This is a genomic window from Rhodocytophaga rosea (assembly GCF_010119975.1).
Classification (GTDB): Bacteria; Bacteroidota; Bacteroidia; order Cytophagales; family 172606-1; genus Rhodocytophaga; species Rhodocytophaga rosea.
Genome location: NZ_CP048222.1, coordinates 6,466,459 through 6,492,904 on the forward strand (window position 1 = coordinate 6,466,459; position 26,446 = coordinate 6,492,904).

Consider the following 26,446-nt stretch of genomic DNA (forward strand, 5'->3'; position numbering starts at 1 on the left):
TTTTCATAAATGGCTGCCTTCCGGCAATATCCAATAATTGATTCTTTACTTGTTGAGAGAAAATTTCCCTACCCTACATTCTGAACTTTACTAATTTAAAACAGGAAGTGATTACTAACAAAGCAAATACCCAAATGAATATGCTCCCCTGCACTTGCAATGCTCTTCTCCTTATTTACTCCTCTACTACACGGCTTTATAACCCATAGCTGATCTTTACTGAAAGGCGGATAAAAAGCTTTTACAGCTACCCACAAGTGAGTTTACACCTGGAGGATCAGCTATGCCCTTTCGTAAGAATCAATGCTTGAAAAGCAGTATTTCTCTGGTGAGATACATCCATCCGGAAAGCTGCTGAAGGGAAAGTTTTGCCCGGTAGGGTAGGAGATGGCCTCAAACAGAAATTATTTTAAAATTTTAACTAGTCCAACAAACCATGAAATTAACGAGTATTACCATTTACTTATGCTTATTGTTGCTATACTTTTCAGCACCTGCCCAAACACAGCAAACAGGTACCGAAGAGTATGCCTATTACCTGAATGGGAAAAAAGTAGAGCTCACACCCAAACAGGATGAGATTTTTGTCACGTTCGCTACTAAACCGAGTCTGGCTAAAAGCAAAACCATAGCCGGTAGTTTTCTCAAAGAAATAGCAAAACCCGAACAGGCAGATGTATTTGCTCCTGTAAATGCCGTGCGCTATAAAGTAAATGCCGGACAAACTGGCTTAGCTGGCAGTTATGGGCAGGTGGAAAAACAGCTCAAAAATAATCCGGATGTGATCACAGCCTATCCTGCTTTTATGATTGGCAAAGACATAGTATATGTCAGCAATAAATTTCACTTTTCTATCAAAAAAGGCGCTGACCTGGCGCAGATTAAAGCTTTTCTGAAGAACAACAAATCAACGATCGTAGAAGAAATCAACTTAGGGGACAGGATACAGTATGTAGTAGCGGTGAGCAAAGGAGGAAAAGTATTTAACACTGCCAATAGCTTGTTTGAAGGCGGACAGGTAGAATTTGCCGACCCTGATTTTACATTTACGGCTCAAAATCACTATACCCCGACTGATTATTTGTTTTCCGGACAATGGTTTTTACACCAGGCTACTGATGCCGATATTGATGCGCCGGAAGCATGGAACCTGACGATGGGATCTCCTGCTGTAACCGTAGCCGTCATAGATGGCAACGGATATGATCTGGCCCATGAAGATATGAAGGGTAAATTTGTAAACCCCTATGATGCGGTAAACGATGATAACGATCCCTCTCCTGAAAATGCAGATGCCAACCACGGCACTCCTTGCGCCGGTTTAATTGGCGCTACCACCAATAATACGCTTGGGGTTGCTGGTGTAGGATTTAATATCAAGGTAATGCCTGTTTGTATAGGTTTTAATGCAATAGGGCTAAATTTTAGTTCGAATAGTACCATCATCGCCAGAGCGGCAGAAAAAGTAATTGCGGCACCAGGCGTAGTGGCGGTCAGCAATAGTTATGGCCTTGGCGCAACGCTGGGAGCTTCTGTAGAAGGAAGCTATACAAAAATGCGTTTTAATAGTAGGAATGGCTTAGGTGCTGTGGTCTTGGCTTCTACGATGAACACTGGTTTGAATAGCCCTACTGTATATCCAGCTGGTTTTTCGGATGTGGTAGGCGTAGGTGCCTCTAACAATATAGATAAAAGGGCTGATTTTTCAAATTATGGGAGCCTGCTGGATATTGTAGCGCCAGGAGTAAATATCCTTACCGTTGACCGTACCGGACTTGCAGGCAGTTCTCTCGATAATTATACGAATTTTGGGGGTACCTCTGCTGCTTGTCCGATAACAGCAGGCGTGGTGGGCTTGATGGCTTCTCTCCGCCCTGGATACGGTGCGCTTAACTACATGATTGGCCTGTTAAAGTCGGCTGACAAAGCTGGTGGTTATGAATACCTGACTTTAGCCGGACACCCCTATGGCACCTGGAATAATGAAATGGGCTATGGCCGGGTGAATGCATTCAGGGCTTTACAATTTATTCAGGGTATCCCTCTGGTTTCGGGATTTGAACCAGTAGGCGGCCCAGTAGGAACCAGCGTGACGATCACTGGGAAAAATTTTCTGGGTGCCGGATCAGTTACCTTTAATGGAGTAAGTGCTCAGTTCACAGTGGTAAACGAAACTACTATTGTGGCTACTTCTCCGGCTGGGGCAAGCAGCGGACCTATTTATGTATCCAATGCAGCCGGAACTGGCAAAAGTGCTGGCAGCTGGGTATTGTCTAACTATTGTATTCCTGTCATTGAGAATCCTTGTTCTACCGGAGACTATATCAATAATTTTAGCTTACATACTTTGGTAAACAACGGCTCTGGCTGTAATGGGCAAACGTCTAATTATATTAATTATGATCCTTACGAATCAAAAACCACGGTGCTTCAGAAAGGACAGAGTTATACCATTAGTATGCAGGCAGGAGCTAATCATTCGCAAGGCTTTGGGGTATGGATCGACTATAATAATGATAGTGATTTTTCAGACAGTGGTGAATTTGTATATAAGACGCCCTCTGCCGGAACCGGTGTATTTACAGGTACGATAACTATTCCCTCTACCGTAACAGCCGGTCAGAGACGAATGCGTGTAAGAACTAAGTACTTTGCAATACCTGCTGCCAGTGAGTGGTGTGCAAAATACACAATAGGTGAAGTTGAAGACTATACCATTACCATCGGGTATTGTATACCGGAAGCCAACTGTCAATTAGGAGATTATATCAATAATTTCAGTTTCAATACCCTGGTCAATAACAACACCGGCTGTAATATGGAAGGAGCCTCCGTAAATGGGTATATCAACAATCCTCCTACCGGTACACTGACCACTACAGTAAGCAAAGGAAAGACCTATCCATTAAAAGTGCAGTCAGGCACCATTTCGCCACAAGGCTTTGGGGTATGGATCGACTATAATAATGATAATGATTTTAATGATTCAGGTGAGCTTGTCTATGTTTCGCCCTCAGCAGGTACTACCCAGTATAGTACCAATATAACAATTCCTTCTACAGTTTCTACAGGGCAGCGCAGAATGAGAGTCAGATCTAGGTACAATGCTGCTTTTGCAGCTAGTGAATCCTGTACACAATTTATGACTGGCGGAGAGACAGAAGATTACACCATTACCATCAATGAAGGAACAGTAACTTCTTCCTCCCAGTGGAACAAACGTTTTGGCGGCAGCGGTTCAGATAATTTCAGTGTGGTGATCAAAACCTCAGATGGGGGTTATCTCTTGGGCGGACATTCTACCTCAGCCATCAGTGGCGACAAAACACAAGCTTCGCAAGGGGCACAGGATTACTGGATTGTAAAAACAGACGCGTCTGGTAATAAACAGTGGGACAAACGTTTTGGGGGTTCAGCCGGAGATTACCTGAATACGATCATCCGTACTTCTGATGGCGGCTATTTATTAGGAGGTAACTCTCAGTCAGGTATTTCAGGAGATAAGTCACAGGCTTCCCAAGGCGGACAGGATTACTGGATAGTGAAAATCTCTTCTACAGGTGCTAAACAATGGGACAAGCGTTTCGGCGGCTCAGCCAATGATGACTTGCACACCTTGCATCAATTATCTTCCGGAGAATATATGCTGACAGGGTATTCTGCTTCAGGCATCAGTGGAGATAAATCGCAGGCTTCTCAGGGACTCACCGATTATTGGGTGATTAAAATTAACTCCACAGGTGGGAAAGTATGGGATAAACGTTTTGGTGGCTCAGGCGATGATTTTGTAGAAGCGTCCGTAGTGAATTCTGATGGCAGCATCGTATTGGCTGGAAGATCGGCTTCCGGTTTGAGTGGAGATAAAAGCCAGGCTTCCCAAGGCGGCAGAGATTTCTGGGTGATCAAGATCAATTCTACAGGAGGTAAGGTATGGGATAAGCGATTTGGCGGAACAGGCAATGAAGATGCCAATGCCATGGTGGCTGTTTCGGATGGGTATTTGATAGGCGGCATATCCACTTCTGGTGTGAGTGGAGATAAGAGTCAAACTTCTCAAGGCGGACAGGATTACTGGGTGATTAAAATTAACTCCACAGGTACTAAGCAATGGGATAAACGTTTTGGCGGCAGCTTGACTGAGGATCTCAGGTCACTTATAGCTACCTCAGATGGTGGATTCTTAATAGGTGGTAAATCAGATTCTGGCGTAAGTGGAGATAAGAGTCAGGCATCACAAGGCGGACAGGATTACTGGGCTATTAAAATCACCTCTACAGGCACCAAGCAGTGGGATAAACGTTTTGGAGGTTCAGCCGCTGAAGAGTTAAGAACTGTACTACAAACTTCTGAAGGAGGATACTTACTGGCAGGCCGTTCAGATTCGGGCATAGGCGGAGACAAGAGCCAGGCTTCACAGGGAGGCACTGATTACTGGATGGTCAAAATAGCCGCTACCGGTTCAACCGTTAGTTTTACAACTGAAGCAGAAGCCAGGGTAGCTACTGAATCACCGGAAGTGGCAGAGGAATCGATCCAGTTAAAGGCCTGGCCTAATCCATTCAAAGGAAAAACTACCATAGCGTTTACCTTGCCAAATACAGAATTGGTAGAAGTGAAGGTGTATGACATAGTAGGCAATGAAGTAAAAAGCTTATTCATCGGAGAAGCGGAAGCAGGCAAGCCTTACGAAATAACCTGGCAGACAAGCTCAGAAAAACCGGGAATGTATATCATCCGGATAGGCAGCCTAAGTGCTACTACGTATACAAAAGTTATTCTCCTGGATTGAGTTCAATAGTAGTAGAAGGTTTTTATATTAAGTGAATGGTGGAACAATTCAGTGTTCCACCATTCACTTTTTTCTTAGTATATGAACGTGAAATAATAGATCGAACCATACGCTAAAGGGTATACCTTTTTGGTAAAAAAATAGTCCTGCTACCTGACTTATGAATATAAAATTATTTTTGTAAACTGCTAAAGTAAAATGCTGCACTCAAACGTCTGCCAGAGCAGGAAAAGAATAAAACTTCTATACATATTAAGCTATGACTAATAACGATTCTACAAAACCAACGCCACCCAGTTTATATGAATGGGCAGGTGGCATGGAAGCTTTTCAGCGGTTGACTAGTATTTTTTACGCAAAAGTAAAGGAAGACGAACTGTTATCAGAGGTATTCCGGCATATGTCGCCCGATCATCCGGAGCATGTGGCTTTTTTTGTTGCAGAGGTTTTTGGCGGACCCAAGCGCTATAGCGAACTGGCTGGCAACAGTGCCCATGCAGAAATGGTAAGCCATCATATCAGCCGCCGCCTCACGCAAACGCAGCGCCAAAGATGGATAGCTTTACTCTTAGAAAGTGCGGATGAGATTAACCTGCCCGATGACCCTGAATTCCGTTCTGCTTTTGTAGCATATCTGGAATGGGGCACCAGGCTGGCCGTACTCAATTCTCAATCCGATATTAATCCTATTACCACTGAGCCTATGCCCAAATGGGGATGGGGTGAAGTAGGCGGTCCTTATCAGGCACCATCGGAATAATACTAATTTGTTGTGTGTAGCTGGTAAAATATGTATCACAAAGCTTTACAAATCAACTACATGACATACATAATTTATAATACAGTATTTACTCATTCCGTAAAGATTGTACCGGATTCATCAAAGCGGCTTTGATGGCCTGATAACTTACCGTTAATAAAGTAACAAGTATAGCACCTCCACTGGCAACAGCAAAAATCCAAAGGGAGATAGTAGTCCGGTATTCATAGTTTTCCAGCCAGCGATACATACAATAATAAGCGATGGGAGCAGATATACACAAAGCGATGAATACCAGACGTACAAAATCCTTGGATAGCAACAACCACACATCTTTCACTGAGGCGCCTAATACCTTGCGGACTCCTATTTCTTTGGTGCGTTGTTCAGCTGTAAACGAAGCGAGCCCGAATAAGCCCAGGCAAGAGATCAGAATGGCAAGTGTGGCAAATAAAGTAGCCAGTTTGCCAATGCGTTCTTCAGCAGCGAATTTCCTGGCATATTCCTCATCCACAAACTGATAATCGAAGGGAGCAGAAGGAATAAGTTGTTTGAATACAGTTTCTATTTTAGGTAAGGCCACACTAGCACTCGCTGTAGGTTTGATTTTAATATTGATCCAGTTGACAGACCCATTAAATCCTTTCAGGTAGAATAAAGTAGGTTCGATAGGCTCATAAGGCGATTCCATTACCATATCTTTGATCACACCCAGGATGATATATTGCTTTACTTCTCCGCTTCGCCACCATTTCCAGCTTACGGTTTCTCCTACTGGATTTTCCAGCCCCATATATCTGGCCGCACTTTCATTAATGACCATCCCGGAAGAATCACCCGCTAGTTCTCTGGAAAAATCCCGCCCGGCTATAAACTGCCAGCCTACGGTTTTGCCATGGTCAGATGTTACAGCCAGGGTGCCAAAGCTATCATCAATATTCGGGTCTTTGCCCTTCCAGGTGAATCCATTATTGCCTGAATAAACTTGTGTCACTTTTCCCATCGACTGAGACATTTCTTCTACTACGCCGGTATTTTTTAGTTCTGTTCTCAGCAAGTCGTATTTTCCCTGATAATCTTTCGACTTCATTTCCATGGTAATAAGCCCATCCCGGTTATAACCCACCGGGCGGCTCTTGCCAAACTGAATCTGGTTATACACAATCATGGTACAGATAATCAGTGTAGCAGAAATGCTGAATTGTATTACCACCAGTACCTGCCTGGGAATAGCCGCCAGCCTGCCTGCCCGGAATGTACCTTTGAGCACTTTTACAGGATTGAAGGAAGATAAATATAGTGCCGGATAACTTCCGGCCAGAATACCAGTGAGGAAAATAAACAGCAGGCTACCTAGCCAGAACCAACCATTCGTCCACAGCATCTGCATCTGTTTATCGGCTATTTCATTAAAAAGGGGCAAAGCAAGACTAGCCAGTAAAATGGCTACCAGAAAGGCAAGTATTGTTACCAGAAAGGATTCGCTAAAGAACTGGCTGATCAATTGTTTCCGTACCGAACCCAGGGTTTTCCGTACACCTACTTCTTTGGCCCTTTTCTCGGAGCGGGCGGTAGAAAGGTTCATGAAATTGATACAGGCTAATAACAGCACAAATCCGCCGATCATACCCACCAGCCAGACAAACCGAACAGGTCCTGTATTTGCCACTCCATCTTCAAATTCACCATATAAATGCCATTGACTCATCGGATGAAGCAAAATCTGTGGTTTTTGTGCAGCTAAATCCTTATATCCCTCCAGGTTCCTGATCTTATTAAGCGAAGCATCTTTGATCTGTTGAGAAACTGCTTTAAAACTGCTGGCAGGATTGATCTGGGCATACATCGTGAGAAAATGATTCGACCAGTCATTGATGGCCCGTTGCTTGATCCACTCATTCATGGTCTCCCACAAAACGAAAGGTGCAAAAAATTGAATCCGGTGAAATCTGGAGTTATGCGGAAGGTCTTCATACACACCGGTTACGTGTACATACACATCTGTATTGATTTTTACCCGTTCACTCATAGGATTTTTATCGCCAAATAAAGCTTTGGCCGTAGACGCTGAAAGCAAAACAGAATGCGGATTACTAAGGCCGCTCCAGCTTCCTTCCAGCATCTTGAGGGTGAACATTTCCGGAGCAGCCGGGTCCATAAAAACACCCGTTTTGGATACTTTCGTTTCCCCCCTGTGAGGATATAGTCTTGTGTCCAGGACGACCGGATGATGTGTTTGAACTGGTTGCGGTAACTGGTTTGCAGTTCGGTTGCCAGCGGATATTGCAGACTTCCGCCCACCCATATGCTGCCTTTATTAGAGTCACGCTTCATCACCTGGGCAATATGATCATAGTGCTGGTGATAGGTGTTGAAAGAAAGTTCATCGTGAATCCATAAGCCAATAAGCATGGCTACAGCCATCCCTATGGAAAGTCCACCAATGTTAATAACAGAGTAAGATTTATGTTTGACGAGATTGCGCATAGCAACCGTTAGATAATTTTTTAGCATACCAGGATGAAAAGTGGATGTTTGTGTATAGGAATAGTTTGATTTGCGCCTGCGGACAAATGGTGGAACTACCGAAAGTACAGCCACTATATATTGTAAATCGGCCACCTTTTTACCGGATTGCTGCTGCCAGTAAGCGTACAACTCTGCCAGATCGCCTTCTACTTCTTCCAGGGTATTAGCAGGATGAAGCCATCGGAGCAGCCATATAATCCAGTGGGGTGGTTGTGGTGTCATGGCTTATTCGCTGCGTAAAGATCTAACCGGATCAGCCAGGGCGGCTTTAATCGCCTGGAAACTTACCGTGAGTAAGGCGATCAGAAGGGCAATAATTCCTGCCATCGCCATTATACTCATTCCAATATCTACCTGGTAAGCGAAATCCTGCAACCATTGGTGCATGGCATACCAGGCAAGAGGTGTAGCAATAGCGAAAGCAATCAGTACGAGCTTTATAAAATCTTTGGAAAGAAGTGATACAATACTGGGAATACTTGCTCCCAATACCTTCCGGATACCAATTTCTTTGGTGCGTTGGGCGGTAACAAAAGCAACCAAACCAAATAATCCCAGGCAGGCAATTACAATAGCCAGGCAGGCGAATACGGCGAAAATCTGCCCGATCTTCTGTTCAGCCTGATACATATTGTCAAAGCGATCATCCAGGAAGGAATACGTGAAGGGCATATCTGAGTATTTTTTCCAGGTTTGTTCCACTGATTTGATCAAACCAGGTAAATCATTGGTTTGTACCCGCAAGGCAATCTGGTAGATATCTGCATCATAATACATCACCAGGGGAGCAATCCGGTGCCGCAGCGATTCATGGTGGAAATTTTGCACCACGCCAATAATGGTGTGCGTTCGTTTGCTTCCCGGAGAGCCATCTCCCAGGTCGGAGATGCGTTGCCCAATAGGATTTTTGAAGCCAAATTGCGCGGCTGCTGCTTCGTTAATCAGTACAGCCTCTTTATCTGTGCCAAATTCTCTGGAGAAATTTCTGCCTTGCTTGAGTTGAATACCCAGAGTTGGTAAGTATTCCTCATCTATGTAATAGGTTTTGATCCGGAAAGTAGAAGTTTGATTAATTGAGCCTTCCGGTTGAAAACCATCTGTTGCGCTATTGGAGGCACCAGCCGGTAGGTATCCGGCAAAGCTTGCCCGGGTGATTTGAGGATCTTGTAATAATTCATTCCTGAAAGCCTGGCTTTTTTCTAACAGGTACGTGTCCTGCACAATCAGCACCTGCTCTTTATCAAAACCTAGTTTTTTATTCTGAATGTATTGTAATTGCCTGTACACCACCGAAGTGCCAATCAGTAAACTGATGGAAACGACAAATTGAAAAACGACCAGAGAACTTCGCAGCCAGTTGCCTTTGTATCCTTTTAATAGTTTGCCTTTTAATACACTCACCGGCTGAAAAGACGAGAGGAAAAATGCCGGATAAAGCCCCGCCAGAAAGCCTACTATCAATGAAAGTAGTAAGCTGCCACCCAATAGCCAGGTATATTCCAGTGAGAAAAGACTTAACGTTTTGCCCGCCAGTTGATTAAAGCCTGGCAATAGAAGAATGACTAATACAAATGAAACCAGCAAGGCTATTACTGTAAGCAGTATTGATTCTGTTAAAAATTGCCTGATCAATTGGGATTTTACCGAACCCAGCACTTTCCGGATGCCCACCTCTTTTGCCCTTTCTGCCGATTGGGCAGTAGAGAGATTCATAAAATTAACACAGGCAAGGGTAAGGATAAACAAAGCAATGGCCGAAAAAATATATATGTACTTACTATCGCTGTTGGCTTCTATTTCATTTTCCATATCTGAATACAGGTGAATGTCAGTAATGGGTTGCAGAAAAAAGCCAAGCTGTCCGCCGGTTCTCTCAAACTCCTCCAGGCTGATTCCCATAAATTCCTGTATCTCTGATCCCAGGTACTTTTCGACAATTTCCTGGTTTTTGGCTTCAAAAGTTTCGGGCCTGGTTCCTTCCTTCAATAGCAGATAGGTATAGGCGCCACTCGACAGCCATTTTACATTCGGATCGCGGTCAATAGTGATGAGGGAGGCAAACAGGGTATAGTGAAAATGCGATTGCATGGGAACATCGGCACAAACACCGGTTACTTTAAATAGACCATCTTTTCCCATCTTCAGCATTTTTCCAACCGGATCTTCGAGGCCAAAGTATTTTTTAGCAATGGTTTGGGTAATTACAACGGAATTTGGCTCGGTAAGCACCGTTTTTGCACTTCCTTTTAACAGGGGAATAGAAAAATTTTCGAAAAAATTGGCATCCGCGAAAGCTACTTGTTCCTCTTTAAATTTTTTATCCTTATAACTCACAATATAGGTTCCATTCTCATCAATCCGGGTCGCACTTTCCACAAAAGGATAATCATTGACAAGTGCCTGTCCGGCAGGCCTGCCAACAAAAGCATTCTGAATATCATTCCCACCGATTCTTCCTTTCATATATACCCGGTACATTCTGTCGGCATGGGCAGAGTAGCGGTCGTAGCTCAGTTCATCCTGTACAAACAAAACAATGAGCAGAAAAACAGCCAGGCCAATAGAAAGGCCGGCAATATTAATAGCGGAGAAGGCTTTTTTCCGCATGAGGTTGCGGAAGGCAATGGTTATATAGTTGCGTATCATATGGAGATGAAGGAAAGTAGGTTGCGTATAAGATTTCTTTTGTTTCCGCTGACGAACAAACGGAGGAAGCAGGGAAAGGACACTCAAGATAAAGCGTACATTCGCCTGTTTTTTACCAGATTGATCTACCCAATAGGTATACATTTCAGCTAAATCGCCTTCTACCTCTTCTATCGTTTCCAGAGGATGAAGCCACCTGAGTAGCTTTATTGCCCAGTAAGGGGGATGAACATTCATGTGTTATTCTATTCGTTTCTAAGAGATTTCACCGGGTTCATTAAGGCTGCTTTAATTGCCTGAAAACTTACTGTGAGCAGGGTAAGTACTATTGCTATACCTAGTGCCAGAATAAATACATCTGCACCCATCTGGATGCGGTAGGTATAATTTTGCAGCCAGTCATTCAAAAAGTAAAAAGCCAGGGGTGAAGCAATCATGCAACTGACTAGTACCAGCAACAAAAAGTCTTTGGAAAGCATCATCCATAGTTGAGCCACAGTAGCCCCCAGCACCTTGCGGATGCCAATTTCTTTGGTGCGTTGTTCAGCCACATAGGCAGCCAGCCCAAACAGGCCTAAGCAGGAAATAAACACGGCAAGTATGGCAAAAAAGCCTGACAGTTTTCCAATGCGTTCCTCATGGCTGAATTTGCGGGCATAGATCTCATCCACAAATTTGAAATCGAATGGAACAGATGGATTGTATCTGGCAAACACCCTTTCCACTTTGCGCAAAGCTTCCCGTATACTTAGTTGCGGAGCCAGCCGGATATTGATCATATTCACTGCTGATCCATCGTTGATAATAAAAAAAGAAGGAGCAACCGGCTCAAATGGATTACTTTTTATCATATTCTCCACAATGCCAATAATCTGGTAATCTTTATTATTGAACCTGATAGAAGTGCCAACTGGCTCTTTCAAACCCATTAATTTGAGTGCTGCCTGGTTTAGCACTACGGCCGAGGAATCAGTGGCATATTGTGCAGAGAAATCCCGTCCATTCACCACTTGCCAACCTATCGTTCTGCCATACTCATGGGAAATGCGGTTGGCCATCAACAAAGGGTGCATTTCGGGCGATTTTCCAGGCCAGTATACATTGGTAACCCCACCGTAGTCATCGGTTACCGAGCCGGAAGATTGGGAAAAATCAGCTACTGCTCCACTGCTGAGCAAATCGTTTTTTATTGAAGCATGATGCGTATATAGCTCCGGTGTGTTCATGATTACTTCAATCAAACCATTCTGGCTGTACCCGGTAGGCCGGTCTTTGGCATACTGGATCTGGCGGTAAACGGTAATAATACCAATCACCAGTGCAATGGAAACTGTGAACTGAAAAATAACCAATGCTTTGCGGGGTGTAGCTGCCAGACGGCCAGCCTTAAATGTGCCTTTTAATACTTTTAAAGGTTGGAAAGACGACAAATATAAAGCTGGATAACTGCCGGAAACCAGGCTGGTGAGCAAACAGAAACCCAGGCAAATTATCCAGAATAGCGGATTTAACCATAAGAAGCGTATGCTTGTCCCGGCAATCTCATTGAAAAATGGAAGGGAGAGCAATACGAAACCCACAGAAATAATGAACGCCAGTGCTACCATCAGGAAGGATTCACTCAGGAATTGTAATACCAGTTGCCTCCGTACCGAACCCAGGGTTTTCCGGATGCCTACTTCTTTGGCCCGTTTGGCGGAGCGGGCGGTAGAAAGGTTCATAAAATTAATGCAAGCCAGCAGTAATACAGCGATACCCACCATGCCAAATAACTTTACAAAGTAGATCAGCCCTCCGGTGTTTATACCATTCTGAAAGTCGCCATACAAATGCCATTTGGGCATGGGATGCAGAAAAAATTCAGGCTTGTAGGGAGGCGGATTTTCCCGTTTCATGCGGATGTCCTTAATTTTGGCAGAAACATCACGTGCTTGGGCCTGATCAGTAAGCTTTACAAAAATCTGGTAAGAATTTTCATCCCATTCCTGCACAGCATTTTTTGCATTTGGATTAAGGGATACAAACAGTGGCCAGGGAGCCAGAAAGAATACTTCATTAAAAGAACTGTTGCTGGGAAAATCCTCATACACTGCAGTAATTTTTACAGTTTCCTTATTATTCAGGGTGAGTAATTTATTCACAGGCGATTCGTCGCCGAAAAGTGTGATTGCCAGAGATTGGGAAAGCAAAATGCTATTCAGCTCTTTCAGGCCATTAGCCGAACCAGCCACTATTTTCACAGACATTATATCTATAAAATCCGGCTCTACATACTGGCCGGTTTTTGAAAATTTTTTATCTCCGTTCGCCAGTATGGTTTCTCTGGTATAGGTAGACAAACTGACCGACTCAAAATCTGGATAGTTGCGCCTGAGTTCTTCTGCCAATGGGATAGGCAATGAATTGTAAGACACTTTTTCTGTTTCGAAAGTAACAAACTGCCAGAGCTGGGCAACCCGGTTATAGTTATTGTGGGTTTTGTTATAGGATACTTCATTCCAGACCCAAAGGCCAATGAGCATGGATACAGCCATACCAATAGCAAGACCGCCGATATTGAGGAATGAATAGCCTTTGTTCTTGATCAGGTAGCGAAAAGCGATAATAATGTAATTGCGGATCATATCAGGATGGAGGAATGAGGTTTGTGTATAGGAATGTTTTGGTTTACGCTGACGAACAAATGGAGGAAGCACTGAGCATACAGCCAGTATATAGCGTGCATCTGCCCGCCTCTTACCGGATTGCTGATGCCAGTAGGAATACATCTCTTCCAAGTCGCCTTCGACTTCTTCTATGGTCTCAGATGGGTGCAGCCACCGGAGCAGCCAGTTAATCCAGTAAGGAGGGTTTGTTTTCATACTTATTCGCTGCGTAAGGAACTGACCGGATTGGCTAGTGCTGCTTTGATCGTTTGATAGCTGATGGTGAGTAGGGCAATCAGGATAACGGCTAGACCTGCGGAGGCAAACATCCAGGGGGATATAGAAATCCGATAGGCAAAATCTTCCAGCCATCGGCTCATCAGGAACCAGGCAAGCGGTGTGGCAATCAGGAAGGCGAGTACAACCAGTTTGAGAAAATCTTTGGTTAGCGTCCCTGCAATGCCAGTGGCTGTAGCGCCCAGTACTTTTCGGATGCCAATCTCTTTTGTTTTTTGCGAAGTAGTATAGGCAATCAGGCCATATAAGCCCAGGCAGGCAATGACCAGGGATAACACAGAAAAGTATAAAAATATCCTAGCAAACCGTTCTTCCGCCCGGTATTGTGCTTCAATAGCGCTATCTGAAAAAATATAATCCAGCAGAACGCCAGGAAAATGTTTCTTCCAGGTTTTCTCCAGCCAGGCAGTTACAGCAGCAGGTTGCGAAACATTGGTCCGGAGGGTAATTCTTGAAAAGTAGCCATCTGAAGGATACATGGCCAGTGGTTCGATCAGGTGTTGCAGGCGGCTGAAATGGAAGTCTTTTACTACACCGATGATGCTGCCTTGCTGATTTCCAATATTGAAAGGCTTTCCAATGGCTGAACTGGCATCTTTCCACCCCAATCTTTGTATGGCCGATTCATTTACAATAACCGGAAGAACCTTAGTTGCCGGTGACACCTTATCAAAATTCCGTCCTGCCAGCAAGTGTAGGCCATACACCTTTATAAAATTAGAATCTACGGCCATCCGGGCAGTATTTACCTGCACTTTGTTTCCTGCTGCATCTACGGTTTCTGATTCGCCGGAGGGCAAACTGCCCAGTAAGGTATTGGAAACTGTGGCTCCTGAAATAATCGGATTTGTTTCTAATTCAGTGGCAAATGCAGCGTACCGGCGCACTACATCTGCATTGCCATGCACCCGTAAAAAAAGCAAGGCATCTTTGTTATATCCCAGGTCTTTGTTTTTAATATAGGTTAGCTGCGAGTCAATAATAATGATGCTGCTTATAAGCAGAATGGTAATGACAAATTGTGAAACGACCAGCAACTTCCGCAACACTATTCCTTGAGTTGCTGATTTAAAATTTCCCTTTAACACAACAATGGGTTTGAAACCAGAAATAATGAAGGCCGGATAGATACCTGATACCATGCCTAGCAATAGGCTTATACCTATCAGAAAAACTACCAGCATAGGAGATGTGAACAATGATAGATTTTTGCCGGTGATCTGAAAAAATAACGGCTGCAACAGGTAACACAGGACGAAGGCAAGCATCAGAGCGGCCATGGCAAGTAGGATAGATTCCAGCAGGTATTGAATCATTAACTGATGCCTGAAAGCGCCCACTACCTTTTTAATGCCTGTTTCTTTGGCTTTACTTACTGCCTGCGCCGTAGCCAGGTTCATATAATTAATCCCGGCCAGTAGTAAGATAAAGATGCCAATGGTAGAAAAAATATAGACATGCATTTCATTGCCGGTAGCGGCTAGTTCATATTGTAAATGCGACCTGAGATAAATATCGCTGAGTGGCTGCAGTTGATAAAAATAGATTTCCCGCCATTGAGCAAACCGTTCGCCTACATATTTTCCGTAGAACTGGGCTATTTTATCAGAAAATGCTTTATAATCCACCCCTTCTTTTACTAATACATAGGTATAATAGCTGCCATCACCCCAGCCATCTACTGTTAACACATCCGGTTTGGCTACCTCAACTGTTTTGAAAGAAACAATCATGGTAAAGGTAAAATGGGCATTATACGGAGGATCGGCCATAACGCCGGTAATTTTATAGGATGCGCCATAGCCGGTATCATACATATTGAGCAGAAGTGTCTGGCCGATGGGGTCACTGTCGCCAAAGTATTTTTTTGCAGCAGATTCCGTGAGAATGATGGAATAGGGTTCATGTAAGGCAGTAGCTACATCTCCTCTGGTGAGTTGATAAGTGAACACATCAAAGAAAGAAGGATCGGCCAGCAAAATGCCTTTTTCCAGTACCTGCTCCCCTTGATGAGTTATTATTTCTTCCCGCAAATCAAGCCGGACGGTATTTTCCACTTCCGCATAATCTTCCTTGAGTGCTTTGGCCATAGGCGCACTGGATACAGCAAATTTGATAACACCAGATTCTGTTTTTGCCAGGGCAGTCAGCCGGAAGATTCGGTCATAATTCTTATTAAATCGGTCATAACTGAGTTCATCGCTTACCCACAGGGCAATCAAAGAAAAGCAAACCAGGCCAGCCGTTAATCCCACCATGTTTAATAAGGCGTAGGTTTTGTTTCTGGCCAGACCACGCCGGATATGTTTTATATAATAGTGTATCATAGAAAAGGTCAGGTATAGTGGTTGTGAATGTTTTTTAGAGCGTTGCCGAACAAAAGGTGGTAATACCGACAACACTGCCAGTAAATAGCGAACATCAGCTTTAGGTTTGCCATACTGGTTATACCAGTAAGCATATAATTCTTCTAAATCTCCTTCCACTTCTTCCAGCGAATCAGAAGGGTGCAACCTTTGGAGTAGCTTTGTTAGCCAGGCCGGTGGAGGAGATATAGGTTTCATAATTTATTCGCTTCGTAAAGATTTTACCGGATTCATCAAAGCTGCTTTGATTGCCCGGAAACTCACCGTGAGAAAAGCGATAAGCAGGGTAATCATTCCGGCGATCAGAAACACTTCTATTCCTATAGTAACCCGGTAAGCAAAATTTTCCAGCCACTGATGCATCATGTACCAGGAAATGGGAAGAGCTATAGCAAAGGCGAGCACGATAAGTTTGAAAAAGTCTTTAGACAACAGCAGGGTGATATTCCCGACCGATGCCCCCAGTACCTTTCGGATACCCATTTCCTTGGTTTTTGCTTCTGCCAGGAAGGTGGTTAATCCAAATAAACCTAAACAAGAAATAATAATGGCCAGGGTAGTCAGATTCGAGAATAAATAATAAAACCTAAATTCCAGTGCATGCAGTCTGGCAAGTTTTTCATCCTGAAAGACATATTCGAAGGGTTTATTGGGCATGTGTTTCTGCCAGATCTGCTCAACAGAAGAAAGCGTTTGAGGCAGGTTTTTCCCATGCGTTTTGAGGTAAAATGTGCTTCCGTTGCCTTCTTCCCATATGAACCCAAATGGCTTGATGGTCTGGTGAAAAGAGGTAAAATGAAAGTCTTTTACAATGCCCACTATGGTTAGCGCCTGTGTCTGGTCCTGGGTATCATCCCACCTGATTTGCTGCCCAACATAGGGCGGGGCTAAGCCTAGTTGTTTGACGGCTGTTTCATTGAGAATAATGGCTGTAGTATCTGTTGCAAAAGCCCTGGAGAAATTCCGTCCTTCTACCAGTTCTATTCCCATGGTAGGGAGAAAAGCTTGATCAGTTCTGAAAAAATTGAGGCTGATATGTACTTGTTGTTGATTGTCACTGATCCCATTCACTTCGTTCTGACTGCCTATTATTCCATCTGCCCTGGCCACTCCGGCTATACCTGGTATGGTTTTAAATTCGTTGAGCATCGCCTGCGGATCACCGGCACCCCTGATGTTAGGCAGCAGCAAGATGTTTTCCTGGGCAAATCCTACTTTTTTCTGCTGGATATAGGCTACCTGCTCAAAAATGACAATAGAGCCTGTAATGAGTGTAGTAGAGATTACGAATTGAAATACAACTAAGGTTTTTCTCAATCCTATTCCCTGCGACGAACCAAAAAAACTACCTTTCAGCACTTTTATCGGCTCAAAGGCAGACAGATATAGCGCCGGATACAGTCCGGCAATGAGTCCAATGCTGATGACTACAACTATAAGAATAGGCCATATGAGTTGTTGGTTCGCTTCAAACAAGGAAAGCTGGGTGCCAAATATTTTTTCCGTAAAGGGGAGAAATAATCCTGTGCCAAGCAAGGATAAACCAAAAGCAATACTGATCGTGAACACAGATTCGGCCATAAACTGCTTTACTAATACCAGTTTTGAGGCGCCAACTACTTTCCGGATGCCTACTTCTTTGGCCCGTTTGGCTGCCTGAGCCGTTACCAGATTAACATAATTGATACCGGCAATAAAAATGACTAAGACAGCAATTGTACTGAGAATATGGACATAGGTTATGTCACCATTGGCACCTAATTCCCATTTCAGCTCAGACCTGAGATGAATGTCAGTAATGGCTTGCGTGTAGAACTGATTAAGGCTTTCTGGTTGGTATTTCTTAAAAAGCGGTTGTAATTGTGCTTGAAAAGCGGCTGCATCTGCCTGAGGTTTCAGGCGGACGTAGGTATAAAAGCTATACCGTTGCCAGTTTGTCTTAAAGTCACTTACGTTTTGAAAGGGAATTAAAAAATCGAAGGTAAAATGCGAGGTTTGCGGTACATCTTCTAAAATAGCCGATACCTGAAAATCGGTTCCGTTGTCGACATTGATACGGATGGTTTTTCCGATTGGGTTTTCATCTCCAAAATATTTTTTTGCCGCACTTTGGGTTAAAACAATAGAATGAACTCCATTGAATGCTTGTTGCTTATTGCCTTCTACAAACGGAAAGTCAAAAACATTAAAAAAATTGCTGTCTACCCGGATCAGGTTCAGTTCATAGAAACGTTTCTCTCCATACTCCAGTAAAAAGATTCGCTCCCGGTTAGGAAAAAAACGGGTGGCATAAGCAATCTGGGGCATATCTTTCTCTAAAGCCGGAGCCAGTGCCGGTGGGGTTGTCGCATCCGGAACGCTGCTGCCATCATTATTAACAAAATCCTTTACTACCCGGTAGATCAACTCTGGCTGATGGTGAAACCGGTCATACCTGAGCTCATGATTCACAAACAGGAGAATCACCGTAAAGCATACCAGACTGATGGCTAGTCCGGAAATATTGATAAAAGAAAATAACCTTTGCCGGTTCAGGTGGCGGAAGAGGGTAGTAAGATAGTTGAGCAGCATATCAGGTTGTAGGAGTAAGGGTGATGAGTAAGCCTGTTTTTGTTTACGCCTTTGTACCAAAGGCGGAAGTACCGAAAGCACAGCCAGCAGATAGCGAAATTTTGCTTTGCGTTTCCCTTGCTGTTGGTACCAATAAGTATATAATTCAGCTAAGTCTCCCTCTACCTCTTCCAGTGTTTCTGCCGGATGCAATAGGCGAAGCAGCCTTGTTGCCCATTTTGATGGAGGAGGTAGAGGGTTCATAGGTTTATTCGTTGCGCAAGGATTTTACAGGATTAGCTAAAGCCGCTTTAATGGCCTGCCAGCTAACAGTCAGGATCGCAATCAATAGGGCCAGGCAACCTGCCAGTGCAAAAATCCACCAGTCCAGGTCTATGTGGTAGGCATAGTCCTCGAGCCATTGATTAATCGCCCACCAGGCGATCGGGAAAGCAATTGCATTGGCAATTAATACCAGTTTTAAAAAATCTTTGGAGAGCAGGGAGGTAAGATTGAATACGGTAGCGCCTAATACTTTTCGTATGCCGATTTCTTTCACCCGCTGCTCAGCCGAGTAAGTAGCCAGGCCGAAAAGACCCAGGCAGGCAATGAAAATAGTGGCAAGGGCTACCCAAACCAACAGCGTTTGCCGGCGGTAGTCTTCCATATAAAATAAGGCCAATTGTTCATCCAGAAAATGGTATTCAAATGGTTCCTCTTTATCGGCCTCTACCATCACTGCTTTTAGCTTTTCCAAGGTTGCCGGTATATTATTAGCATCAATCCTGGCTGTGTAATAATCGATAACATGGATAGGATTATTATTGTAGGCCAGTACTAAAGGCTCTATTTTATTTTTTAACGACTGAAAATGAAAGTCTTTGACAATTCCGATCACCCTGGCTTTAAAAGGGATAGCAAGGGGTTGAAATCCGTCTCCCCTTGACATAGCCGGAATCTCCACCAGCTGGTCAGAGGGCTCAGTAATGTTTAATAATTTAGCTGCTGTTTCATTTAACAGCACAGCCGTAGAATCAGTTGGAGTATTAAAATTCCTACCTTTTATCAGTTCTACTTCGAAAGTTTGTAAAAAATCTTTGTCAGCACCAAAGAGATAGGCATCCTTTGGTTCAATCCGGTTACCCTGTGTGTTGATTTTAACAGTCCGGAGTGTTTTCCATTCGCCCGGTACTCTGGAGGTAACAGAAACATTTTTTACCGAGGGTATTTTGCTCATTCCTTCTTTGATCGCCTCAAAGCTACTTCTTGCCTTTCCCGTATTTACATCAATGACTACCAAGAGGTCTTTATTGAATCCCAGATCAGTTGTGTTCATAAACTGTACCTGCCGGTAGAGAACGATGGTACCAATGATGAGCACAATAGCGATGGTAAACTGAAAAATAACCAGGCTTTTTCTCAGGTTCAGGCTACCCCCGGAATTGATTTTCATACCCTTCAATAGCAACGTAGGCCTGAAACCAGATAACAGAAAAGCAGGATAGCTGCCTGATAATAAGCCAATCACAATAGTAACTCCTATGGCCATCAGCCATATCTGGTAACTGGTTCCGAAGCCTAAGGAGAGTTGCTTGTTTGTGAATTCATTGAAGGAAGGCAACACAAGATTTACAAAAATAATGGCCACCACAAAAGCAAGACTGGTAACCAGGAGGGCTTCGAATAAAAACTGATACACCAAATTAGCTCTCGCTGCACCGACCGACTTGCGTACCCCAATTTCTTTGGAACGGTTAGCAGCCCTTGCCGTAGCTAAATTCATGTAATTGATGCCGGCAATAATTATTACAAAAAAGGCGATAAAGGAAAAAATGTTGATATATACCATGCTTCCCTGCACAATAGCTTCCACATTTGTATTGCGGGCACCATCCACTATATTTTCAGAATTCAAGTGTAAATCTGTTAATGGCTGCAAGCTATAGGAGAGTGTTGTACCTGCTTCCGGTTTAAGATTAGCGTGGATCAGCTTTGTTATTTTCGTTGAAACGGATTCCGGATTTGACTGAGGCTTTAATAAAAAATAGACTGAAAAATCTGTTGATGACCAGTCGCTTTCCATTGTCTGCTTAAAATAATCGAAATTCCGGAAAGAAGCTTCAGAAACCAGTGAATTGAAACTGAAACTCGAATTGCTGGGATGATTTTTCAAAATTCCAGTAATTTTTAAAGGCGCTTCCATGAAGCTAAACTCTAATGTCTTGCCTAACACCTGTGTCTGATTAAACAGCCGCATGGCTAAATCTTCATTAATAATGATTGAATTCGGCGCTTGTAAGGCAGTCTGTTTATCCCCTGCAATCAGGGGGAAATCAAAAATCTGCAAAAAATTCTCATCGGCAACCGTAACTGTTTCCTGAAAAGGAACCGGATTTTTGGGATCGATCAGATTGGCCCGCCCGATCCGCTGGAACCGGGTTGTATTTTCTACTTCGGGAATCATTTTCCTGGTTTCTTCCGCCAGTTTGTAGCTTCCGGCGGCAATAGTGGTTTGCTCGCCTTTTACATTTTTATGCTCTACTACCCGGTAGATCCGGCTGGCATGTGTGTGCTGCTGATCAAATGTGAGTTCGTCGAACAGATAAAGCCCGATCAACAAAAAACAAGTGATACCAAAGGCCAGGCCAGCTACATTAAGGCTAGTGTATAGTTTGTTTCTTGTGAGGGTTCGGATAGTGATAATGAAATAATTACGGATCATATCAGGCGCTGAAGAGTAAGGTGAGTGAAATTCTTTTTTTTGTTTCCGGTATTTTACAAAAGGCGGCAGCACCGAAAGCACAGATAAGATATAGTGCCTGTTCGCTTGCCGCTTTCCTGCTTGCTGAAGCCAGATCATATACAATTCATCTAAGTCCCCTTCCACTTCTTCTATGGTTTCAGTGGGGTGCAGTCGCCTGAGCAACCATACTGCCCAACGGGGTGGCTGAGGTAAGGCATTGTTAGGTGATGTCATAGCCCAGCCAGTTTAATGCTATGGGGCGGAACCAGTTGCCAGAGTTGGGTGCGTAATTCCTGAATGTCTTGTATGGCCCGGCTGCCTGCTGGTGTAAGTGTAAACAGTCGCTTTCGTCTTCCTCCCCGTTCGGCAGTAGCACCTCCTAATTGAGATTTTACAAAGCCTTTCTCCTCTAAGCGAATCAGCGTATTGTGTACCGTGCCAAAAGTAACTTGCCTGCCAGTTTGCTGCTCCAGTTCCTGACTTACGGTAACACCATATGCCTCCCCATCCAGGATGGCAACCATTAGTAAAACCATTTCTTCAAATTCTCCCAAATAGGTTCTTTTCATCGTCTTTGGTATTAGTCTATATTTTGTCGTACAAATACCAAGCCGATTTTATAAATTACTCATATTCAGATAATTATGAGAGAATTAAGCATAGAATAGTGTAAATTCTGTTATGCCTACGAACAGTAAGTGTCCGGTTTAGTGCATGGCAGCATGAGAGGGGAAATAGATGAAGAAGTCTGTTAAATAAACAGATGATAGCCACCCTATAGCGACCAATATAAGGAAATCTGTATAGGATGGCTATTAAAAAAGGAGAGCTTTAAACGCTTATTTGTTACCTGATTCAGGAATGTTGCATAATATTTTGCCGGTGTAACATGCCCCACTTCCGCAAGGATTCAATTACTTCTCCAAGCGTTTTACTATGAGGTGTTAGTTCATAGGTAACCTTAACCGGGTAGGTGTCATGAATCGTCCGTTTGACGAGCCCATTCACCTCCAGATCCCGTAATTCTTTCGACAACATCCGGTCTGTAATTCCCTGCACTTCTCTGGCTATTTCTCCAAAACGTTTCTCTCCAAAAGTGAGAGCAACAATAATAGGTAATTTCCATTTGCCATTCAGTACATCGAGCGCATCTCTTACCGGGCGCAGAATATTCAAACATTCGGAGTGAACAATGTCGGTTGGTTCCATCTTAATAGGTAAGTTGTTGATACACATGTACTATTATAAAGTATAGCGCTATACTTTATGATAGTACTATATTTAAGTAAGCAAATATACTTAAATTTGTATCAACAAAGAACTAAAAGAGAATTAATTATGGAAACAACAGTAAAGTATACATCCAAACCTTTGAACATTAGTTTATGGGCAGCGCAGATCATATTGGCAGCCATGTTCATTTTTGCAGGTTTCCCCAAAGCCACTCAATCTATACAGGAATTAGCCATCCGGTTGCCAATGGCAAATGAGTTTCCCCTGGCACTGATCCGGTTTATCGGGATTACAGAGCTATTGGGTGGAATAGGTTTATTGCTTCCGGGTATTCTCAGGATTAAGCTTATTCTTACGCCTTATGCAGCGATAGGAATTTTATTGATCATGCTCATGGCTGTTGGATATCATATCTCAAAAGGAGAATTTGCCGCAATCGGGATTAATCTAGGCCTGGCTTTACTGGCGGCTTTTGTTGCCTGGGGAAGACTAACAAGGGCCCCAATGGATGCCAATGTTGTAAGTAGCCTGAAATAGTAAGCGTATTTAAAGAACATAGAACGTAACACAGGAGGAATTTTATGTCAATAAGCAGAAAAATAAACCATATAGGAACACCACGGAATCAGCAGGGCTTTCTCGGATCTGACCATATTGCCCGGGCTGTCATCGGGGTAGAATTTTCAGAAAGTGATCCATTCATTCTCTTAATGGATGATATGCTGGATAAACAAGATGATGAGCCGGTGGGCGGTCCTCATCCACATGCCGGGTTTGAAACGGTATCGTTATTACTTGAAGGAGAAATAGGAGATTCGGCGCACAAAATGAATGGGGGCGACTTTCAACTCATGACGGCCGGAAGGGGTGTTGTTCATACCGAAACGATAGATAGAAAAGTCAAAATGCGGCTGTTACAGTTATGGCTTACTCTTCCTAAAAAAGACAGGTGGGCTGCCCCACGGATACAGAATCTGTCCCTGGAACAGGTGCCGGTTCTATCGGAAAAAGGGGTTGCGATCAAAGTATACAGTGGTACATTTGCCGGTTTAACTTCTCCTGTTAAAAATTATGTTCCCCTCATTATTGCGGATATTACCCTGCAGGCAGAGGTTTCTATTAAAAAGAATCTCCCTGGCTCTTATACTAGTTTTTTATATGTGCTGGAAGGAAGTGTGAAGGTGGGAGAGGAGCAAAAATTATTAAAACAAGGACAGGTGGGCTGGTTAGATAAGATTGCAGATTCAGATCAAATTGAACTCTTGTTGAAGGCAGAAGAAAATGGAGCGAGGTTTGTCTTGTATGCAGCCGAACCTCAGGGTGTTCCCATTGTATCTCACGGTCCGTTTATAGGCGATTCCACAGATGATATTAGAAGATTGTATCAGGAATTCAGGCATGGTAAAATGGGGCATATTTCGGAAGTAGCAGAAAGCCAGCAATACAACTGGTAACTGATAGCATAGGGGGTACTATTTATTACTCACATTAACCAAAAAGCCTCTGACATTGATCAGAGGCTTTTTGGTTTTGCAATGTACAGATCAGTTAGTATACCCTATTGTCCGGGCCTTGCTATTTACGATCAGGCTTTAATTTTTGGCTAATACTGAAGACCTCATATTCCAGTTCATATTTTTTAGCTGTAAAGCTCTTTTTTCTATAAAGTGCCAGGAGAGAACAGCCAGTATAAACACAAGAATATATGAAATAGCAAAGTTAGTATAAATATTTAAGCCAGGTACTTTTATAACCAATGCTTGTTGAATGGGAAAAGCATAAATATAAATGCCATAAGAAAAGTCTCCGTACTTGCTAAAGTTCTTGATCAATAGCCTGGGATGATATGCCAAAACAAACACCGTGTAGGGAATTCCCATTAACAGCGTATACTTATAACCGGGAATCTTAAAGAAAATACAAGCAGCTATAATAACCCACATGAGCAGTGCATACTTAATACTTATTTTTATTTTGTCTCGCAGGAAATAACATACCGCACCAACCACAAAAAACAGAATCCAGGGTGGTGCATAATAAAACAAATAATATTCATTTAGCTGCATTCCTATCAGGTAAGCAATAACGCCAATGATCAGGAAAGCAGACTTCCGCAACCTGGTATAGTCCTTTTTGAAAACCAGTAATAATACCCCGCCAAAAAATACCACAAGATACATAAGTAGTTCGGCACGCAGTGTCCAAAGCGGGCTATTTACAAACCTAGGGTAAGGGTTTTGTTCAAAAACACCGGGCAAAAAAGGCAATGGGTTTAGGAGCGTTACATTCCTCCATAAAAAATCATATGTACTGGATTGTGAAAAATAGTCGGTTAATGGTAAGTTCGTACATAATGGGCCTATCACAAATACACAGAATATGACTGCAATCCCAAGTGCAGGAAAAATTCTAAGCGCACGAGCCCAGATAAAGCGCCCCAGACTATCCTGACGAATTAGACTTTTAGTAATCAGATATCCACTAATAAGAAAAAATACATAAACTGATAAGGAACCTAAACTCATAAAACCAACAGCTTTTCTAAATACTTCTTCTTTAGAGGCTTTATAAATCAGGAATGAATGTGAAAATACAACTAACGAAGCGGCAACGAAACGAATCAGGTCAAAATTATTGTTCCGGCTCTTATCAAGTTGGCCAATGGTGTTTTGCATACGACGATTTAAGTGGTTTGAGAGTAGAAAATTTCATATACTTAATTTACTTGATTGTTTAATTTCTTAAACTGTGGTAAAGAAAATGGTATTAAATCAAGTTATAAAAGATGAAGCGTATCAATAATGGGGTACTACCAAAAATTCAGCGTAGCTGAATAATAATCTTACACCACAAAAGTATACATATTACTAACTAAAAAAAACAAGCCGGTATAACGATCTGTCATTTACAGTCTTTATGACTTTGATTCCTAAGAGAGACAAATATAAAATTAGAAATGGTGCGGTGGAAAGTGCCGCAGCAATGTGGCCGGTTTTGTTCGCCTGTTTCGGCTCTTGCTTCATACGTTTTTTGTTACTTTCCTATAGGATGGCTCAAAGCACTCGTTTTTGCCGTCTTTTAGGCATACGAACTTAAGAACTAGGTTCATGAACTACTTTGAAAACAATTATGTGAATAAAACAAGAGGAGGGAATAAAATCCGCCAAAGTCATTTTTAACATTCTATTGATAATTTAACTCTGAACTCATTTAAACCTATATTCAATGAAAATTAAAGCTATTATCACCGGAGCAACAGGTATGGTTGGGGAAGGTGTATTGCTGGAGTGCCTGCAAAACCCGGAAGTAGAACAGGTGCTGGTTATTAACCGGAAACCGGGAGGCAGAACACATCCCAAACTGAAAGAAATGATCCATGCTGATTTTTTTAATCTTTCGCCCATTGAGCCGCAACTGAGTGGTTACAATGCTTGTTTTTTCTGCCTGGGCGTTTCCTCGGTTGGCATCAGTAAAGAGGAATACAAGCACATTACCTATGATCTTACGCTGAATGTAGCGCAGGTATTGGCCAGGCTCAACCCGGACATAACTTTTTGCTACGTTACAGGTGCTGGTACCGACAGCAGCGGGAATGGATCTCTGGCCTGGGCACGTGTAAAAGGCGCCACCGAAAATGCCTTGATGAAACTGATCAAGCGTGCCTATATGTTCCGTCCTGGTTTTATGAAAGCTACTCCCGGGCAAAAAAATATAAAGAGCTATTATACTCTCCTTGCCTGGCTTTATCCGGTAGGACGGGCACTGTATCCGGCAGGCTTTTGCACCTTGCAGGAAGTAGGGCAGGCGATGATCAAGGCCGCCAGCAAAGGGTATACGAAACAAATTCTTGAAGTAAAAGATATTGTTGAGCTGGCAAAATCCTGACTC

Annotated in this window: 14 protein-coding genes and 1 pseudogene; 5 read left to right on the forward strand and 10 right to left on the reverse strand. The window is 43.1% G+C overall.

Translation table 11 applies throughout. The annotated features are described in order from the left end of the window. The first annotated feature begins 436 nt into the window (after positions 1–436). Together GXP67_RS26740 and GXP67_RS26745 are read left to right on the forward strand one after the other, a co-directional pair. The gene (locus tag GXP67_RS26740; protein ID WP_162445961.1) at positions 437–4,789 is read left to right on the forward strand and encodes a GEVED domain-containing protein; all 4,353 of its coding nucleotides are present in this window, start codon (positions 437–439) and stop codon (positions 4,787–4,789) included. Between the two features lie 259 nt (positions 4,790–5,048). Beyond that, complete coding sequence (locus GXP67_RS26745) at positions 5,049–5,549, forward strand: group II truncated hemoglobin (protein ID WP_162445962.1); 501 nt, start codon at positions 5,049–5,051, stop codon at positions 5,547–5,549. A gap of 88 nt (positions 5,550–5,637) precedes the next feature. Here GXP67_RS26745 and GXP67_RS26750 read toward each other — a convergent pair whose 3' ends face one another. The 9 genes and pseudogenes from GXP67_RS26750 to GXP67_RS26785 form a co-directional block, all read right to left on the reverse strand. After that, on the reverse strand, positions 5,638–7,854 hold the full coding sequence (locus tag GXP67_RS26750) for an FtsX-like permease family protein (RefSeq protein ID WP_317170074.1): 2,217 nt from the start codon (positions 7,852–7,854) through the stop codon (positions 5,638–5,640). 311 nt (positions 7,855–8,165) lie between these two features. Beyond that, positions 8,166–8,300 (reverse strand): annotated as a pseudogene (locus GXP67_RS38065) (permease prefix domain 2-containing transporter); the annotation flags it as partial. A gap of 3 nt (positions 8,301–8,303) precedes the next feature. Further along, positions 8,304–10,961: an ABC transporter permease gene (locus GXP67_RS26755; protein ID WP_232064616.1), complete on the reverse strand. Its 2,658-nt coding sequence runs from the start codon at positions 10,959–10,961 to the stop codon at positions 8,304–8,306. Between the two features lie 8 nt (positions 10,962–10,969). Continuing rightward, positions 10,970–13,585, reverse strand: coding sequence for an ABC transporter permease (locus tag GXP67_RS26760; protein WP_232064622.1), 2,616 nt, complete (start codon positions 13,583–13,585; stop codon positions 10,970–10,972). Between the two features lie 2 nt (positions 13,586–13,587). Continuing rightward, positions 13,588–16,230 (reverse strand): ABC transporter permease, encoded by a 2,643-nt coding sequence (locus GXP67_RS26765; protein ID WP_162445963.1) that lies wholly within the window; start codon positions 16,228–16,230, stop codon positions 13,588–13,590. A 3-nt stretch (positions 16,231–16,233) separates the two neighbouring features. Next, a complete protein-coding gene (locus tag GXP67_RS26770; RefSeq protein WP_162445964.1) occupies positions 16,234–18,846 on the reverse strand; it encodes an ABC transporter permease in 2,613 nt (870 codons plus the stop codon). 4 nt (positions 18,847–18,850) lie between these two features. Continuing rightward, positions 18,851–21,559 (reverse strand): ABC transporter permease, encoded by a 2,709-nt coding sequence (locus GXP67_RS26775; RefSeq protein ID WP_232064623.1) that lies wholly within the window; start codon positions 21,557–21,559, stop codon positions 18,851–18,853. Beyond that, positions 21,556–21,894: a PadR family transcriptional regulator gene (locus tag GXP67_RS26780; RefSeq protein WP_162445965.1), complete on the reverse strand. Its 339-nt coding sequence runs from the start codon at positions 21,892–21,894 to the stop codon at positions 21,556–21,558. The genes GXP67_RS26775 and GXP67_RS26780 overlap by 4 nt, the downstream gene beginning before the upstream one ends. Positions 21,895–22,180: 286 nt before the next feature. Beyond that, a complete protein-coding gene (locus tag GXP67_RS26785) occupies positions 22,181–22,534 on the reverse strand; it encodes a winged helix-turn-helix transcriptional regulator (protein WP_162445966.1) in 354 nt (117 codons plus the stop codon). A gap of 129 nt (positions 22,535–22,663) precedes the next feature. Between GXP67_RS26785 and GXP67_RS26790 the strand changes: the two genes are divergently transcribed. Together GXP67_RS26790 and GXP67_RS26795 are read left to right on the forward strand one after the other, a co-directional pair. After that, positions 22,664–23,095 (forward strand): DoxX family protein, encoded by a 432-nt coding sequence (locus GXP67_RS26790; RefSeq protein WP_162445967.1) that lies wholly within the window; start codon positions 22,664–22,666, stop codon positions 23,093–23,095. Between the two features lie 44 nt (positions 23,096–23,139). Further along, the gene (locus GXP67_RS26795; RefSeq protein ID WP_162445968.1) at positions 23,140–24,012 is read left to right on the forward strand and encodes a pirin family protein; all 873 of its coding nucleotides are present in this window, start codon (positions 23,140–23,142) and stop codon (positions 24,010–24,012) included. A gap of 138 nt (positions 24,013–24,150) precedes the next feature. Here the strand turns inward: GXP67_RS26795 and GXP67_RS26800 are convergent, their stop codons facing one another. After that, positions 24,151–25,233, reverse strand: coding sequence for an acyltransferase family protein (locus tag GXP67_RS26800; protein ID WP_162445969.1), 1,083 nt, complete (start codon positions 25,231–25,233; stop codon positions 24,151–24,153). Between the two features lie 550 nt (positions 25,234–25,783). Between GXP67_RS26800 and GXP67_RS26805 the strand changes: the two genes are divergently transcribed. Continuing rightward, a complete protein-coding gene (locus tag GXP67_RS26805) occupies positions 25,784–26,443 on the forward strand; it encodes an NAD-dependent epimerase/dehydratase family protein (RefSeq protein ID WP_162445970.1) in 660 nt (219 codons plus the stop codon). Positions 26,444–26,446 lie beyond the last annotated feature (3 nt).